Source organism: Elusimicrobia bacterium HGW-Elusimicrobia-1 (genome assembly GCA_002841695.1).
GTDB lineage: Bacteria > Elusimicrobiota > Endomicrobiia > PHAN01 > PHAN01 > PHAN01.
In genome coordinates this window covers 100260-116153 of sequence record PHAN01000001.1, presented here as the reverse complement: position 1 = coordinate 116153, position 15894 = coordinate 100260, and the positions used below count along the sequence as shown (strand labels likewise).

Below are 15894 nucleotides of genomic sequence, written 5' to 3'. Positions count from 1 at the left end.
CTTACCACTTAATCCTGCCTTATAATTTCCCCGTCAAATCCACTCCCGAGGCCTTCTCGGAAAGCGCGCGGTAATGTTCAATAAGACGCGAACGGTCGGGCGTATCGCTCAAATATACGATACTTGCCGACGGCAGTAAAGCCGCCGCCTCGGCCGATGGTATCTCTATCGTCGCCGATGCGCATATGAGACGCGCTCCGGAGGACTTTGATTCGGCCAGAAACACCCGGAACTCGTCGGGCGTGCGCGCCGCGAATACCGTAAAACCGAACGCCTCGAAAACGGCGTTAAACTCCGGATCGCCCACAAATATAACATCGGCCATAATCGTTAAAAGTACGAGTGTCTCAGTCGGTTCTTGATGTCGGCGGGCGGCAAATGCGAGCGAATGCCGGCCGATATTATCTTGAGATTCTTTATTTCGGTTTTCAGGGCGTGCGCGTAGCCGCAAACGTGATGAAATCCAAACGGCTCAAGGCGCATCTTGACCCAATAATCGGTGGAAGCGTCGTCGATAAACTTAGAAGCCGTAACCGGCGTATGCGCCCCCGCGCCCGAGAAGGATTTTCTGTACTCGTGAAATCTCGACGACGAAAACAGCGACGTCGGGTCGACGAGGGCGCCGACGGCTTCGCTGAAAACGTCTTTGTCTATGAATCCGCCGGCGAAAAAATCCGTCTTTACGGGCGACGTCTCATCGCCCGTCTGCGGCAAGACGCATCGCGCATAATTGGCCGCATTGACCGCGTCTACGCGTATCTTAAAGTAATGCCGAGCCGCCGGAAACGCCGATGTCTTGTCGAGCGCCCACGAAAAAAACGCGGCATACGCCGCGAAATCCGCGGCCGCGGCCGAGGGCATACTTTTCCCCGACGTCAACAGTCCGCACACTTCCGGCAGCGGCTCCGGCAAACCGAAAAATTTTTGACGGTCGACGGCGGACGTTATCGCATCGGCCGAAGGCATTGCCGCCGAGCAGCCGGCGTTCGCGGCTGAAAGCTCCCGGCGAAGAACCGCCGCCCTGTGAGCGGAAACGGCCGCGGGGCCGGATTCCGAATCCGAGGCCAGGGCAAGCTTGATTTCCGCAAGAGCCGCGGCAAATCCGTGCTCCGCCGTAAAGACATCGCGCAGGGGTTTGTCGACGAGATATTTTTCAAACAATGACGATATCAGGCATCCGGCCTCGGAATCAAGCGTCGGCGGAGGAAATTTGCGGGAGGCGTAAGAAGTGTCCGAAAGCCCCCTCATAAAGTCGTCTTCGCCGGTAAAATCCGCCAGACGCCGGAGTTTGTGCGCGGGAATCAGCCGGGATTCGAGCGCTTTGACTACTCCGACGGAAGAAGCGTAATCGGATGGTTTCATTTTTCCGGTGAGCACGTTTCAAAAATCATGAATGCGGCTTCGCTCTGCGTCTTGGCGCGGAAATCGGCGAAAATGTTTTCAAGCGTAAAATCCCACGAAGCGTCCGCCGTGCGGTATATGAATCCGCTGGCGAAATTACCTTCGGACGCCTTGGAATGTTTCACGCGCTTTTTCAACCTCGACCATATCTCGGACTCCGCGGCCGAAGTCACAAGCTCCGCGGAAGCCGACTGATGAAGTCCGTCGAGCAGTTTTTCGTAGAGCGGAATTTTCGCGGAATCCGACGAGGATATCTTTTTGAAAATGTCGGCGTAGAGGTCGTCGAGTATTTCGCGGCGGACGGCCAGCGATGCGTCGCGGGCGGCCATTCTGGCGCGGCGGAGATGATGCTCCTCGGAAGCGCGGCGCGCCATATCGCTTCTGCGGCCGCATTCCTTGGACAGGCGGCCCATTTCCTCGCGCGCGGCGGCCGCAGTTTCGGCCGCGGCGGCGCGCGCCTCGGCTACTATTTTTTCGCACTTCGCGGCGGTTTCTCCGTCGACGTATTTGAGTATGTCTTCAATGGCCATATTTTTAGCGGAGCATTATGACTCCGGCGCAAATGCCGTCAGATTTTTATTCCGTTCAAGATGAAGAACGACGCCACAAAGCCGATAAGCGCGTATGTTTCAACGAGCACGCCGTAGACCAGCGCCTTCATTATCGACGACGGCTGTTTGGCAGCCACGGCGACACCGGCCGCGCAAACGCGCCCCTGGTGTATAGCCGAAATGAGTCCGGCAAAAGCTATCGGCAGGCAGGCCGCGAAAATCTGCCATCCCTGTGAAACCGTAAGCGCGGCCAGATTGCCGGCTATAAGTCCCACTTTTATAAGGACGAGAAAGCCCACGACGAATCCGTATATACCCTGCGTTCCGGGCAACGCCACCAAAAGAAACATAGAGCCGAATTTTTCGGGCTCTTCGCTCAAAAGACCGTTGGCCGCCGCGCCCACTGTTCCTATTCCTATGGCCGAGCCCGAACCTGCCATAAAGACCGCAAGCGCCGCGCCCAATAATGCGATTACTATACCTTCCATAAAAGATACCTCCGTAAATTTCGTTAAACAGTATTCTATATATCAAATCGACAAAAACAAACCAAATATTCCGACGATAATGCCGTCGGCGAGGCGTGTCAGATAATCCTGAAAATAAGCGCCAGGCCGGTGAGCATTATCAGAACACCAAGCGCCGTCTCGACGTATTTCAGGCGGTGTTTTATTTTTGCGATGAACGGAATCAGTTTTGAGGCAAACAGCCCCGCAAGCACAAACGGCAGAGCCAGTCCGACGGAAAAAAGCGCAAGAAGAGCCGCTCCCACGGAAAGCGTATCGCGCGACGCCGCCAGCGAAAGCACCATTACGAGCGCGGGCCCCACGCAAGGACTCCAACCACCCGCGAAAGCCGCTCCGACGAAAAACGACCCCGCGTATCCGGCGGGCTTTACCGAGCCCAAGAATCTTTTGTCGTTCATAAGAAAGCGGGGCCGCCAAAATCCCGCCACAAAAAAACCCAAGACGACCAGAAGCGCGCCGCCGATGGTTCTGACGGTGTCCTTATTGTCGAATAAAAACGCGCTCGCGGCGGTGGCGCTTAAACCCAGCACAAAAAAAACCGTCGTAAAACCGGCGGCAAAAAACACGGAATGTCTGAAAGCGGCCATCCGGCCCGCGCGCTCCCCGCCGGAAAGTTCCGACAGCGTGAGACCGGATATGTAGACGAGATAGACGGGTATAAGAGGCAGAACGCAGGGGGTGAAGAACATCGCGAATCCCCCGAAGAAAGCGCTTAAAGCCGGAATGACGTTCATATTTTGGGCGGCGCGGGGCGTAAAAATTTCTTTAGGCCATGGGATTTACGATGTCGGCGAACTCGACGAGGATTTCCTTGTCCCACCATCCGCGGTCGGACTCCTCGTTGAGAATGGAAAGCGCGCGCGCTTTGGGCATGGCCGGTCTGTATGGTCTTGTGGAAGTCAGAGCGTCGTAAACGTCGACTATGGCCATAATGCGCGCGGTAACCGGAACCGCGGCGCCCGCAAGGCCGTCGGGATAGCCGGTGCCGTCGAGTTTTTCGTGATGATATCTTATGACGGGGATGGCGTTTTTGATGGAATTGAGTTTGCCGCAGATACGGGCGCCGATGTCGGGATGCGTTTGGATTATCTTAAACTCATCGGGATCGAGGCGTCCGGGTTTATTCAAAACTCCGTCGGGAACGCCGATTTTTCCTATGTCGTGAAGTATGCCGCCCTTAAACAGCGCGTCGGTATCTTCGGCGCCGAGTTTAAGGCGCTCGCCCACCAGAACGGCCAGTTGGCTCACGCGCTCGGTATGTCCCTGAGTGTAGGCGTCCTTGGCTTCTATGGCGCGGGCCAGAGAGAAAATCACGTTTTCCGCCGAATCCAGAGAATCGAGCGCGAACTTCATTTTAAGAAGCGAGCGCACGCGGGCCAGAAGTTCCGCAAAATTAAACGGCTTGGTCAGAAAGTCGTCGCAGCCGGCGTCGATGGCTTCAAGTTTGTCCTTGTCCTCGCCCAAACCGGTGACCATTATGACGGGAAGAAGACGGGTGCGCGGGTCGCCTTTGACTATTTTGAGGACTTCGCTGCCCGATACGCGCGGCATAAAAATGTCGAGGATAAGAATATCGTATCCCGCGCCGTTTTGGCCGGATGGCGACGGCGCGGAGGCGGCCGTGATTTTAGCCAGGGTTTCTTCGCCGTCGTAGGCCACGTCCACGACGTATCCGCTCGTCGATAAAATTTCTTTAAGAACGTTGGCGGAGTCCTTTTCGTCCTCGGCGACCAGTATGCGGGGAGTATGCGGAAATATCATTTCTTGCCGCCGCGGGATATGGCCACCACGCCGGTGCGCACCATTTCTTTTATGCCGAACGGGGTGAGTAATTTTATCAGCGCGTCGATTTTGTCTTCGTCGCCCGTGACTTCTATTATCACGCTCTCGGAGGAAACGTCCACTATGTTGGCGCGGAAAATGTCGGCTATCTGCAGGAGTTCGGAGCGGTTGGATTTGTCGACTTTCACTTTGATAAGAGCCAGGTCGCGCTCGATGTGCGGCGCCTCCAGAAAATCGCTGACCTTGATAACATCGACAAGTTTATTGAGCTGCTTCTCGACCTGTTCGAGTATTCTGTCGTCGCCGCGCACGACGATGGTCATACGCGATACGTCGGCATTTTCGGTTTCTCCGACGGCCAGCGAGTCAATATTGAACCCGCGCGCCGCAAAAAGAGTGGCAATACGCGCCAGAACTCCGAATTTGTTTTCCACAAGAACCGAAATTGTGTGTCTCATTGGTGTCTCCTGTTATAGTCAGCCGATTATTATCGTTATCCTCGCCACGGACGTCATTCCCGCGAAAGCGGGAATCCAGGCTATAAACGATTTAAGATACTCCACAAATGGTTTCATACAAATCAATCCACAGGGGATTTTCTTTTTCAACCAGTTTTAACTTCCAATCCCTTTTCCATTTCTTTATCTGTTTTTCTCTGATAATGGCCGATTCCGCGGATTCATGTATTTCATACCAAACAAGACTATGAACATTATATTTCTTTGTAAAACCTTCGACTACGCTTTGCTTGTGTTCATAAACCCTTTTTATTATATCCGAAGTAACACCTGTGTATAAAGCGCCGTTGCGTTTGCTACTGAGAATATAAACATAATAGTTTTTCATCCTTTACTTTTTATTCTCGCCGAAGTCCGCTCCCTGGATTCCCGCTTTCGCGGGAATGACACATGTGAGATTACCATCCCACTATCTACTTTCCAAGTACCGCTTGGCTATTTTACGCCATACAAAAACAACTAATCTCACGCCAAACTCGTTATTATCTCGTCGAGCGCGGCGCCGGCCGGAACCATCGGAAGAACGTTTTCCTCCGGCTCGATTATAAACTCGGCGACGACAACGCCTTTCAACGCGACTATTTTTTTGAGCGCTGATTCGACTTCGCTCTTTTTGGTTACGCGCATACCCTTGGCCCCGTACGCCTCGGCAAGGCGGACGAAATCGGGCGTGTACGGCGGACAGCCCTTGCGTCCGGGTTTGTCGCACTCGGTCGGACAGTCGACGTTTTTATGAAGGCAGACGGAGGAATATCTTCTGCCGTAGAACATCTCCTGCCACTGTCGGACCATTCCCAGATAATTATTGTTGAGTATGAGAACTTTTACGTCTATGCCGTTGAGAACCGCCGTGGCGAGTTCCTGTATGTTCATCTGTATGGAGCCGTCGCCGGCTATGACAAAAACGTTTTGCGACGGATTGGCGACTTTGGCGCCGATGGCCGCCGGAAATCCGTAGCCCATTGTGCCCAGCCCGCCCGACGACAAAAATCCCCGCGGCGACGACGGCCTGTAAAACTGCGCCGCCCACATCTGGTGCTGTCCGACTTCCGTAACCGCGACGGCCTTGCCGCCGGTGAGCCGGCTCAGTGTCTCAATGACATATTGCCCGCGAAGTTTGTCGTCCGAATTATATTTCAGCGGATAGTTTTTCTTCCAGCCGTCGATGGTCGCAATCCACGACGGGCGGGAGCTTTTCTTGACGTGCTTGACGAGTTCGGCGAGAGCGCTTTTTGCGTCGGCGACGATGGGAATGGTAGCCGCGACGGTTTTTGAAATCGAAGTCGGGTCTATGTCGATATGAATGATATTCGACGCGCGCGGAGCGAAGCCCGAAAGTTTCCCGGTGCACCTGTCGTCGAACCGCGAACCGACGGCTATTATCAAATCGGCGTTCTGCATAGCGTGATTGGCGGCATACGTCCCGTGCATACCCAGCATTCCCAGCCAGAGTTTGTCCGACGTGGGAAATGCTCCGTGCGCCATCAGCGTGGTCGTTACGGGTATTCCCGCCGACGAAGCAAGTTTAAGAAGTTCTTTGTGCGCGCCCGAGGCGACAACGCCTCCGCCCGCGTAAATGACGGGTTTTTTGCTCGCGTTTATGGCGTCCGCCGCGCGTTTAATCTGCGCGAAATTGGGCGCGGTGTGCGGCTTGTAAGACCTTATCTCAAGTTTTTCCGGCCAGATAAAATCGGTCTCGGCCCTCTGAACGTCGACGGGAATGTCTATGAGAACCGGGCCCGGACGTCCGGTGGACGCAATGTAAAACGCCTCGGCTATGGTGCGCGCAAGGTCGTCGACTTTTTTGACCAGATAGTTATGTTTTACGATGGGCCGCGTTATTCCGGTGATGTCGGCTTCCTGAAAAGCGTCGTTGCCTATTAAGTGCGTTGCGACCTGTCCAGTGAAAGCGACCATCGGGATTGAGTCCATATAGGCGTTGGCGATCCCTGTGACAAGATTCGTCGCGCCGGGACCTGAGGTGGCAAAGCAAACTCCGACCTTGCCCGAGGAACGCGCGTAGCCGTCGGCCATATGGGCGGCGCCCTGCTCGTGACGGGTCAGTATGAACTTAAACGGCGCGGAATAAATCGCGTCCATTAACGGCAGAACCTGCCCGCCCGGTATGCCGAAAACGACTTCGACCCCGAGTTTTTTTAGTGATTCGACAAATATCTGAGCGCCTGTGAGTTTCATAGTGGTTTCCTCATTTCATTCATACGTCATTCCCGCGGAAGCGGGAATCCAGTCCCAAACAACCCTGCGCTCTGGATGCCCGTTTTCACGGGCATGACAATCGATATTTTATAACGCGTGCCCTACTTCAATATCGCGCCCGTGGAGGCGTTGGTCACAAGTTTCGAGTATCTGGAAAGATAGCCGTACTTGAATTTCGGCTGGGGCGCTTTCCGCGTGGCCATTCTGACTTTAATCTCCGATACGGTAAGACGCACATCTATTTTTCTTGCGGGAATATCTATTACGATAGTGTCGCCCTCGCGCACAATGGCGATGGGTCCGCCTTCGGCGGCCTCGGGGCTTACGTGGCCTATGCAGGGACCGCGCGTTCCGCCGGAGAATCTTCCGTCGGTAACAAGCGCAACCGAATCCGAAAGACCCTGCCCCACTATCGCGGCGGTAACGGAGAGCATTTCTCTCATGCCCGGCCCGCCTTTGGGGCCTTCGCCGCGGATTACCACGACGTCGCCTTTCTTTATTTTCTTCTCGGATACGGCCTTCATCGCAAGTTCTTCCGACTCAAATACTCTGGCGCGGCCGGTAAACTTGCGCGCTTTTTCTGAAACCGCCGACTGCTTGACTACGGAACCCAGCGGAGCCAGATTGCCGAAAAGTATCGCTATGCCGCCTTCTTTCGAGTAAGGATTCTTCGAGCGGACGACATCGGCGTCGAGAATCTTGGCGTTCTTGGCTATATCGAGTATGTTTTTGCCCGATACCGTCGGAGACGATTCGAGTTTGCCCTTCAGCGCCGAAAGCACCGCGGGCACTCCGCCGGCGTATTCGAGGTCTTCCATATAGTCGTCGCCCGCGGGCTCGAGTTTAAGAATATTCGGCGTGACGCGGGATATTTTATCGAAAAGTTCAAGGTCGATTTTCACGCCCGCTTCCGTGGCTATCGCGGGAAGATGAAGAACCGTGTTCGTCGAGCCGCCTATCGCCATATCGACGGTTATCGCGTTTTTGAAAGCGTTGTGCGTGAGTATCCGCCGCGGGGTAACGTTTTCTCTGACGAGCCGGACGATTCTCTGGCCGGATTCATACGCTATGCGGCGTTTTTTGGACGATACCGCCAGCGCCGAGCCGCAGCCCTCAAGCGACATACCCATCGCCTCGGTCAGGCAGGCCATAGTGTTGGCGGTGTAGAGACCCTGGCACGAACCCGCGCCGGGGCAGGCGGATATTTCAAGAGCGGCGACTTCTTCGGGAGCAAGTTTTCCGGCCTGAGCAAGGCCCACCGCTTCAAATGTGTCTCTGACGAGCGACCGGCGTTTGCCTTTGTATCTTCCCGTCATCATCGGGCCGGCCGTTACCACTATCGAAGGAATGTTCAGACGGGCGGCGGCCATCAGCATACCCGGAGTGATTTTATCGCAATTTGTAAGGAGCACCAGGCCGTCGAGAGCGTGCGCGCGCGCCACGACTTCGACGGTATCGGCGACGATTTCCCTTGAAGGAAGCGAAAAATGCATACCCGCGTGACCCATCGCGATGCCGTCGCAGATCGCCGGAACGCCGAAAATAAAAGGCACTCCGCCGCCGGCGGCGATTCCGCGCTCTATATATCTTTCGAGGTCCCGCATCTGGGTATGACCGGGCACCAGGTCGGTAAACGAAGACGCTATTCCGATAAAGGGCTTGCCAATATCGCTCGGAGAAATTCCGGTCGCGTAAAGCAGGCATCTGTTGGGCGCTCTTTGTATTCCTCTTTTAATGGTATCGCTTAACATATGTGTAACCTCCGTCGGGCAAACTCATTCAAGTTCAAAAGTAAATTCCTGCGACTGCGGACGGTCTTCCCGCTTGGGTTTTGCCGGCGCCTTTACAGGCGGCGGGGCGGAAGGCGAAGCCGACTGCGTATCGCCCAGATCTATGGTAACTTCCTTCGCGTCGACGGTCTTTTTCTTTTGTTCCGCGCTGACGCGGCCGACACTCTGATGAGAGGGAAGCATAATATCCTTGACGGAAATTTCCGGCGCGTCGGCTTTTATTTCGGGCAATATGTTCACGTTGATTCTGGCCGTTACTTCTTTAAGCAGTATCGCTGTGACCCCCGCGACCAAAAGGAGTATTTCAAGTATCACAATATTGACGTGCGTTTTTGAGAGATTCATATTTTTGCTCCCTCATTAAAAATCTCCCCCGACCCCTCTTTATAAAAGAGGGGAGAATGGCTCGGCTGCATCCGCTTTTTATCCCCCTTTTGCAAAGGGGGATAAAGGGGGATTTTTCGACATATCACCGCTTTTTCCGCCAATCCTTGAAAAGTTTATATTCCAGCGCGTCGCAAAGAGCCAGCCACGACGCCTCGATTATGTTTTCCGAAACACCCACGGTGCCCCACTCGGAGCGCTCGTCGGCGGATTCTATAAAAACCCTGACAGCGGCCGCCGTGCCCGAAGTCGGATTTATCACGCGGACCTTAAAGTCGCGGAGCGACACTTTTTTAAGTCCCGGATAAAATTCTTCGAGCGACTCGTGCAGAGCGCGGTCCAGCGCGTTTACGGGGCCATCGCCCTCGGCGACGGTATATTTTAATTTTCCGTCGACTTCCAGCTTGACGGTGGCTTCAGTCGTCAAGCGCCCGTTTCTGTCGCTTTCGACGATTGTCCGGTAACTTTTCAGACGGAAGAACGGCTTATACTTGCCGGTTGTTTTAAGCACCAGAAGAGCGAAAGAGCCGTCCGCGTCTTCGTATTGGTATCCCGCGGCTTCATTTTTCTTTACGTTTTCTATGAGTTCGCGCGCGTGGACGTCTTCGGCGGCCAGATTGAATTTAAGTTCCTTGGCCTTGGCCAGAACGTTGGACTTTCCGGAGAGTTCGCTAACCACTATTCTGCGAGTATTTCCGACGACCGAAGGATCTATATGTTCGTAAGTGGCCGAGTGTCTCTCCACGGCGGACACGTGGATTCCGCCCTTGTGCGCGAAAGCATTCCTGCCGACATAGGGCTGCGTTTCGTCGGGCATCCTGTTGATCACCTCGTCGACATAGCGTGAAAGCTCCGTGAGCATTTTGAGTTTCGAGGCGGACACGGCGGAATCGAGTCCGAGTTTTATGTTGAGCGACGGAATTATCGAGCAGAGATTGGCGTTGCCGCATCTTTCGCCTATGCCGTTTATGGTTCCCTGCACGAGCACGGCTCCGGATTCCACGGCGACTATGGAGTTGGCCGCGCCGCAGCCGGCGTCGTTGTGGGCGTGTATACCGACGGACGGAAGTTTCTTTCCCGTCAGGGCCGAAAGCGGAATATTTTTTAGATGCGCCATTACTTCCGAGAGAATTTCGGATATTTCGTCCGGCAGTGTCCCGCCGTTGGTGTCGCAAAGCGTTATGTTGAAGGCGCCGGCGGAGACGGCGCGGGTTATTGTGGCGAGAGCGTAAGCGCGATTGGCCTTGTAGCCGTCGAAAAAATGCTCAGCGTCGTAGACAACACCCATACCCTTTGAACGAACGAACGCTACGCTGTCTTCTATCATTTTAAGATTCTCGTCGAGCGTAGTGCGCAGGGCGCAAGTCACGTGCAGATCCCATGTTTTGCCGAAAATCGCGGCCGTGGGCGCTCCGGATTTTACCAGCGCGACAAGATTAGGGTCGGCGGAGGCCTTGTTGCGTTTATATCTGGTCGAACCGAACGCGACAAGCCGCGGACGGATATCGGCCATGCGCGACGCGACGCGAAAGAATTCCTCGTCGGTCGTGTTTGAGCCGGGCCATCCGCCCTCTATGTAGTCAATGCCGAAGGAACTCAGCCGGCGGGCGATTTTAAGTTTGTCGTCGACGGTAAAAGAAACCGACGCGCTCTGAGAGCCGTCTCTTAATGTGGTATCGTAAAGTTTTATCTTCATTATTTTCTCTTGCGTTTCGCGGATTTCGCGCCGAGACCAAAGGCCTTGTGCAGCGACGACACGGCCTTGTCGGACTGTTTCTCCGAGACAATGCAGGACACTTTTATTTCGCTGGTCGAAATCATCTCTATGTTGACTCCGGAAGCGGCCAGCGCGGAGAACATATTTGCGGCCACGCCCGGATGACTTTTCATTCCCACTCCGACTATAGAAACCTTGGCCACCCCTCTATCCTCGGCGACGCCCGATGCGCCCGTGCGCCCGCGGAGTTTTCGCAATATCTCGGCGGTTTTTTTGGCGTCGGTGCGGCTTACGGTAAAAGAAATGTCGTTCGATCTCTGTCTGGCGGCGGATTGTATTATCATGTCGACATTTATGCCGTCGGCCGACAGCGCGCCGAATATACCGGACGCGATGCCGGGTCTGTCGGGAATGTCGAGAACCGAAAATTTCGCCTGGTTTCTGTCAAGAGTTACAGCTCTTACAACGGCCGCTTCCATCTGATTCTCCTTGTCGGGTTCGCCGGTTATGAGCGTGCCCGCCGTCTTTGCGAAACTTGACAATACTCTTATGTTTACGCCGTATTTCTTGGCGACTTCGACGGAACGCCCCTGCATTACCTGAGCGCCGGAGCCGGCCATCTCCAGCATTTCGTCATAGGAAATAACGTCTATCTTGCGGGCGTCGGGAACCATACGGGGGTCGGTGGTATAAACTCCGTCGACATCCGTGTATATCCGGCACTCGTCGGCGCCGAGCGCGGCCGACAAAGCCACCGCCGTTAAATCCGAACCGCCGCGGCCCAGAGTGGTTATATCGTCGTTGGGATTGACTCCCTGAAAACCCGCGACTATGACCACATTGCCGCGGACGAGTTCGCGCTTAATCTTTGTGGGAATTATCTTGGTGATGCGGGCTCTGGTGTGGCAGGAATCCGCGTAAATGCCCGCCTGAGAACCGGTCAAAGATATCGCGCGCGTGCCGCGGGCTTTTACCGCCATCGTCAAAAGAGCGATGGAAACCTGCTCGCCCGTGGCCATCAGCATATCCATCTCGCGGGCGTCGGGATTTTCGGTCAGTTTGAAAGCCAGCGTTATAAGATCGTCGGTTGTATCGCCCGGGGCGGAAACCACCACCACGACTTTATTCCCGCGTCTTCTTGTTTCTATGACGCGCGAGGCGACGTTTTTTATTTTGTCGGCGTCCGCCACGGACGAGCCGCCGAATTTCATTACCACAAGCGCCATAATTTTTTGAAAACCTGCCGCGCCGAGCGGCGGCCTTTTTATTTGTTTTTTGTCGTAACCGTCGCTCCGCGATCGGTAAAATCAAGAATGAACGCGCGCGAGTTTATGCCTTTGCGGGCAAAAGACGCCGACATCGCGCGAGTTGCGGCCCGCGCGGCTCCCGTCGGGCAGAGCGCCACTATCGAAGGTCCCGCGCCGGATACGCAAACTCCCAAAGCTCCGGCCTTATCTGCCGCCTCAAACGCCGAGTCGGCGCCGGGTATGCGCTTCATTCTGCGCGCCTGGTGCAGCCGGTCTCCGACGGCGTGTTTTATAAGAGAGCCGTCGCGCAAAGAAACGGCCGCCACAAAAAGCGCGGAGCGCGAAAGATTATAAACGGCGTCGGACATCTTGACGGAGCGCGGCAGAAGCCCGCGGGCGGCCGCCGTGGGAAAATCAACATCGGGCACACAAACGGCTGCCACTATGCCCAAGCGCGAAATGCTCATTTTTGCGTATCCGGTGCGCCCTTTGTCGTCGAATGAAACGCAAAAACCGCCGGCGAAGGCGGGAACGGCGTTGTCCGGATGGCCTTCGAGTCCGACGGCGATTTGAATGAGTTTTTCGTGCGAAAGTTTATTATAGCAAATTTCATTGGCCGCCAGCAGTCCTCCGACGACGGCGGAGGCCGATGAACCCAGCCCGCTCGTCAACGGAACGGCGTTCTCCATTACTATACGAACGCGCGGGATTTTTTTAAGCGACGCCGCGGCGAAACCCCTGCGCATCGCGCGCCAAACCAGGTTGGACGCATTTGTCGGCAGCGCGCCGGCGCCTTCGCCCCTGATGATTATTTCGGGCGATGCGGAATGACCGGAATATCCCGACGGATTGCCGCCGACTTCCACGGTAAGCGTATTGCGCAATTGGAGCGCCGCGCCGAAAGAATCGAAACCCGAGCCCAGATTGGCGGTGGTGGCGGGAACTTTTACGGTTATGGTTTTTTTCATATCTGCTTCATCGCGCAATAGTCGCCGCACATTGAACAGACGGCTTTTTTCGACGATACAAGCCGCGGAGTCAGGCGCGCGGCCTCGTCGAACTTGTCCGGATCCAGAGCAAGCTTTTTTTGGCCTTTCCAATCCAGCGCCTTCCGGCGTTTTGAGAGTTTATCGTCGACGTCTCGGGCGTTGTTGCCGCCTCGGGCGATGTCGGCGGCGTGGGCCGCTATCCTTGAGGCCATCACGCCTTCTCTTACGGCCGCGACGTCGGGAAGTCCGAGATGTTCCGTCGGCGTTACGTAGCAGAGAAAATCCGCGCCGGCCCAGGCGGCCAGCGCTCCGCCGATGGCGCCCGTTATGTGGTCGTAGCCGGCGGCAATGTCGGTGACAAGCGGGCCGAGCACGTAGTATGGCGCCGAATGGATTACTTTTTTGGCCGATTTCACGTGAGCCGCGATTTGATCAAGCGGCATATGCCCGGGACCTTCGACCATTACGCTTACGCCCGCCGCGCGCGCTCTCTCGACGAGACGTCCGAGAATTTTAAGCTCCGATATCTGCGCGGCGTCATTGGCGTCGGCCAGACAGCCGGGCCTGAGGCCGTCGCCTAAGCTTATGGTAACGTCGTATTTTTTAAGAATGTCCAAAAGTTTATCGTAATTTTCATACAGAGGGTTTTCTCTGCCGCTTTTCATCATCCATCTGGCCAGAAACGACCCGCCGCGGCTGACAATTCCCGTAAGGCGATTCTTGACGGCCAAGGCGGAATTCGTCCGCGTTACGCCGGAGTGAATTGTCATAAAATCCACGCCGTCGGCGGCCTGTTTTTCGATGACGTCGAAAATCAATTCCGGCGGCATATCTTCCGGCGGGCGGCGGCGGCGGACCGTCTCGCAAATTGCCTGATATATCGGTACGGTGCCGACGGAAACTTCGGACGAGGAGAGCACCGCGCGGCGGATTTTATCGAGATTGCCGCCGGTGGACAAATCCATCACCGCGTCGGCGCCGGCGGAAACCGCGGCCGAGAGTTTTTTCATCTCCCGCTCGACGGAAATCGAGTCGGGCGATGTGCCGATGTTGGCGTTTACTTTTACTCTGAGGCCCTCGCCTATGGCCAGCGGACGGAAGCGCGGGGGCTTTCGAGCGGAGCCGTTAAAAGAAACAGTCGCGCGGCCGCTGCGAAGAACTCCGGCAAGGAATGATTCGGAAACGTTTTCCGCGCGGGCGATTTTTTTTATAAGTTTATCGGTTATCATTTTTTTGCGCTCAAAGATTTTTTTTCTATGCCGTAAAGGCGAAAACGGATTTTTTTAAGCTCCGCCGTCGAAGGAAGATTCGCCCCGCGAAGACGGGCATATTCTTCGAGCACACGCAGCGCCTCCGAACAGCGGGCAAAATTCGCGCGAAAAAGTTCGTCGATGTCCGCGTGCTTTTTCTGGCCGGACGCCCGGCCCGGATCTTTATCCGACGCGCGCGAGGCGACCAGCATACCGCGCCGGCCGGCGAAAAGCCGCGCGAAATCGCCGCGAAGCCGTCGGACGGGAGCGTAAAGCCGGTTTCCGCGCGCGAAACGCAAAGTGTCCTCGATGACTCTGAGACCGTCGCGGAATCTGTTGACGTTGGCGTCGACCACGCGCGAAACGGCGTCTATTTCTCGCATTGTTTGATTCGTGATATAAGACGTGTCGTAGAATGATTTTTGGCCAGCGGCACGCGGACGACCCTGCCCGCGTATTCGGCTCCGACGATTTTTCCGGACGAATAATCGGCGCCCTTCACAAGAACGTCCGGACGGATTTTTTTTATGATTTTAAGAGGGGTGCCCTCGCCGAAAAGAACCACGTAGTCCACGCTTTCCATCGCCGATACGACCAGCGCGCGCGATTTATCGTCGGACACCGGCCGCGACGGCCCCTTCAACTTTCTGACCGAAGCGTCGGTATTTACGCCGACTACGAGCGTGTCGCCAAGAGATTTCGCGAAACGAAACACTTTGACGTGGCCGGGATGGATTATATCGAAACAGCCGTTGGTAAAAACGATTTTTTTGCCGCGTTTTCGCAGCGAAGACAACCTGCGCGAGAGCGCGGCAATCTTCAGGATTTTCGGCATAAAGTTTCTTCGACTATTTTGCAGACGGCGTGGATGGCCAGTATGTGGCACTCCTGCACGCGCGCGGTTACGTCGGAAGGCGCGCGCAAAACGATGTCGGCGATCTCGGCGACGCGACCGCCTTCGCGTCCGCTGAAAGCCACCGTGACGGCTCCGCGCGACGAGGCGTATTCGAGCGCGCGCACTACGTTCGGCGAATTGCCGCTGGTCGATATTCCCACGACGACGTCGCCCTTGCCGAGCAGCGCCTCAAGTTGGCGGGAAAAAATTTCCTCGTAGCTGAAATCGTTCGCGCAGGAAGTAATGGCGGACGTGTTGACGTTAAGGGCTATGGCGGGCAGGGCTTTTCTTTTCTTCTCGAATTTAACGACAAGTTCCGCCGCGAAGTGCTGAGCGTCGGCGGCCGAACCGCCGTTGCCGAAAACCAGAAGCTTGCCGCCACGCCGGAAGGACTCCGTTATCTTTCTGGCGACAGCGGCGATTGTGCCCGCCTCGGAAGACAAGGCGGAAACCGCAATCGCGCTTTCGCGTATGATTTTTTCGATTTTCTTTTTCATAAATATCCCGCCGAGGGTTACTAAGGGGAGCATGAAATACTTTACATCTATGAAGCGCTTGTCTGTCACCCTGAGTGAAGCGAAGGGTCTCGTCTTTAACACCGAGATTCTTCGGCTTTCAGCCTCAGA

18 protein-coding genes are annotated in these 15894 nt (G+C 55.4%); all 18 read right to left on the bottom strand.

From position 1 onward, the window contains the following. Positions 1-19: 19 nt before the first annotated feature. Positions 20-325, bottom strand: coding sequence for a hypothetical protein (locus tag CVU77_00595; protein PKN02333.1), 306 nt, complete (start codon positions 323-325; stop codon positions 20-22). Positions 326-330: 5 nt separating this feature from the next. Then, a complete protein-coding gene (locus CVU77_00590) occupies positions 331-1362 on the bottom strand; it encodes a hypothetical protein (protein PKN02332.1) in 1032 nt (343 codons plus the stop codon). Further along, entirely contained in the window at positions 1359-1931 is a 573-nt protein-coding gene (locus CVU77_00585) for a hypothetical protein (protein PKN02331.1), read from the bottom strand. Before CVU77_00585 ends, CVU77_00590 begins: the two co-directional genes overlap by 4 nt. A 38-nt stretch (positions 1932-1969) precedes the next feature. Continuing rightward, entirely contained in the window at positions 1970-2440 is a 471-nt protein-coding gene (locus CVU77_00580; GenBank protein ID PKN02330.1) for a hypothetical protein, read from the bottom strand. Between the two features lie 98 nt (positions 2441-2538). After that, the gene (locus CVU77_00575) at positions 2539-3213 is read right to left on the bottom strand and encodes a cytochrome C biogenesis protein (protein PKN02329.1); all 675 of its coding nucleotides are present in this window, start codon (positions 3211-3213) and stop codon (positions 2539-2541) included. Between the two features lie 31 nt (positions 3214-3244). Beyond that, a complete protein-coding gene (locus CVU77_00570; GenBank protein ID PKN02328.1) occupies positions 3245-4240 on the bottom strand; it encodes a hypothetical protein in 996 nt (331 codons plus the stop codon). Continuing rightward, positions 4237-4719 carry an acetolactate synthase small subunit gene (locus CVU77_00565; protein PKN02327.1) on the bottom strand — a complete coding sequence of 161 codons (483 nt, stop codon included), beginning with the start codon at positions 4717-4719 and terminating at the stop codon, positions 4237-4239. The genes CVU77_00570 and CVU77_00565 overlap by 4 nt, the downstream gene beginning before the upstream one ends. Before the next feature lie 91 nt (positions 4720-4810). Beyond that, on the bottom strand, positions 4811-5107 hold the full coding sequence (locus CVU77_00560; GenBank protein PKN02326.1) for an endonuclease: 297 nt from the start codon (positions 5105-5107) through the stop codon (positions 4811-4813). A gap of 137 nt (positions 5108-5244) precedes the next feature. Beyond that, positions 5245-6975, bottom strand: coding sequence for an acetolactate synthase, large subunit, biosynthetic type (gene ilvB, locus CVU77_00555; GenBank protein ID PKN02325.1), 1731 nt, complete (start codon positions 6973-6975; stop codon positions 5245-5247). Positions 6976-7097: 122 nt separating this feature from the next. After that, positions 7098-8747: a dihydroxy-acid dehydratase gene (ilvD, locus tag CVU77_00550; protein ID PKN02324.1), complete on the bottom strand. Its 1650-nt coding sequence runs from the start codon at positions 8745-8747 to the stop codon at positions 7098-7100. A gap of 24 nt (positions 8748-8771) precedes the next feature. Further along, a complete protein-coding gene (locus CVU77_00545) occupies positions 8772-9131 on the bottom strand; it encodes a hypothetical protein (protein ID PKN02323.1) in 360 nt (119 codons plus the stop codon). 124 nt (positions 9132-9255) lie between these two features. Next, positions 9256-10866 carry a citramalate synthase gene (locus tag CVU77_00540; protein ID PKN02322.1) on the bottom strand — a complete coding sequence of 537 codons (1611 nt, stop codon included), beginning with the start codon at positions 10864-10866 and terminating at the stop codon, positions 9256-9258. Beyond that, positions 10866-12113 (bottom strand): aspartate kinase, encoded by a 1248-nt coding sequence (locus CVU77_00535; GenBank protein ID PKN02321.1) that lies wholly within the window; start codon positions 12111-12113, stop codon positions 10866-10868. The genes CVU77_00540 and CVU77_00535 overlap by 1 nt, the downstream gene beginning before the upstream one ends. Positions 12114-12151: 38 nt before the next feature. Then, complete coding sequence (locus tag CVU77_00530) at positions 12152-13102, bottom strand: homoserine kinase (GenBank protein ID PKN02320.1); 951 nt, start codon at positions 13100-13102, stop codon at positions 12152-12154. Beyond that, complete coding sequence (locus CVU77_00525) at positions 13099-14352, bottom strand: phosphomethylpyrimidine synthase (protein PKN02319.1); 1254 nt, start codon at positions 14350-14352, stop codon at positions 13099-13101. Before CVU77_00525 ends, CVU77_00530 begins: the two co-directional genes overlap by 4 nt. Then, a complete protein-coding gene (locus CVU77_00520) occupies positions 14349-14756 on the bottom strand; it encodes a hypothetical protein (GenBank protein PKN02318.1) in 408 nt (135 codons plus the stop codon). The genes CVU77_00525 and CVU77_00520 overlap by 4 nt, the downstream gene beginning before the upstream one ends. Further along, positions 14744-15208: a D-glycero-beta-D-manno-heptose 1-phosphate adenylyltransferase gene (locus CVU77_00515; protein ID PKN02317.1), complete on the bottom strand. Its 465-nt coding sequence runs from the start codon at positions 15206-15208 to the stop codon at positions 14744-14746. The genes CVU77_00520 and CVU77_00515 overlap by 13 nt, the downstream gene beginning before the upstream one ends. Further along, positions 15193-15765 (bottom strand): phosphoheptose isomerase, encoded by a 573-nt coding sequence (locus CVU77_00510; protein PKN02316.1) that lies wholly within the window; start codon positions 15763-15765, stop codon positions 15193-15195. Before CVU77_00510 ends, CVU77_00515 begins: the two co-directional genes overlap by 16 nt. Positions 15766-15894: the final 129 nt, after the last annotated feature.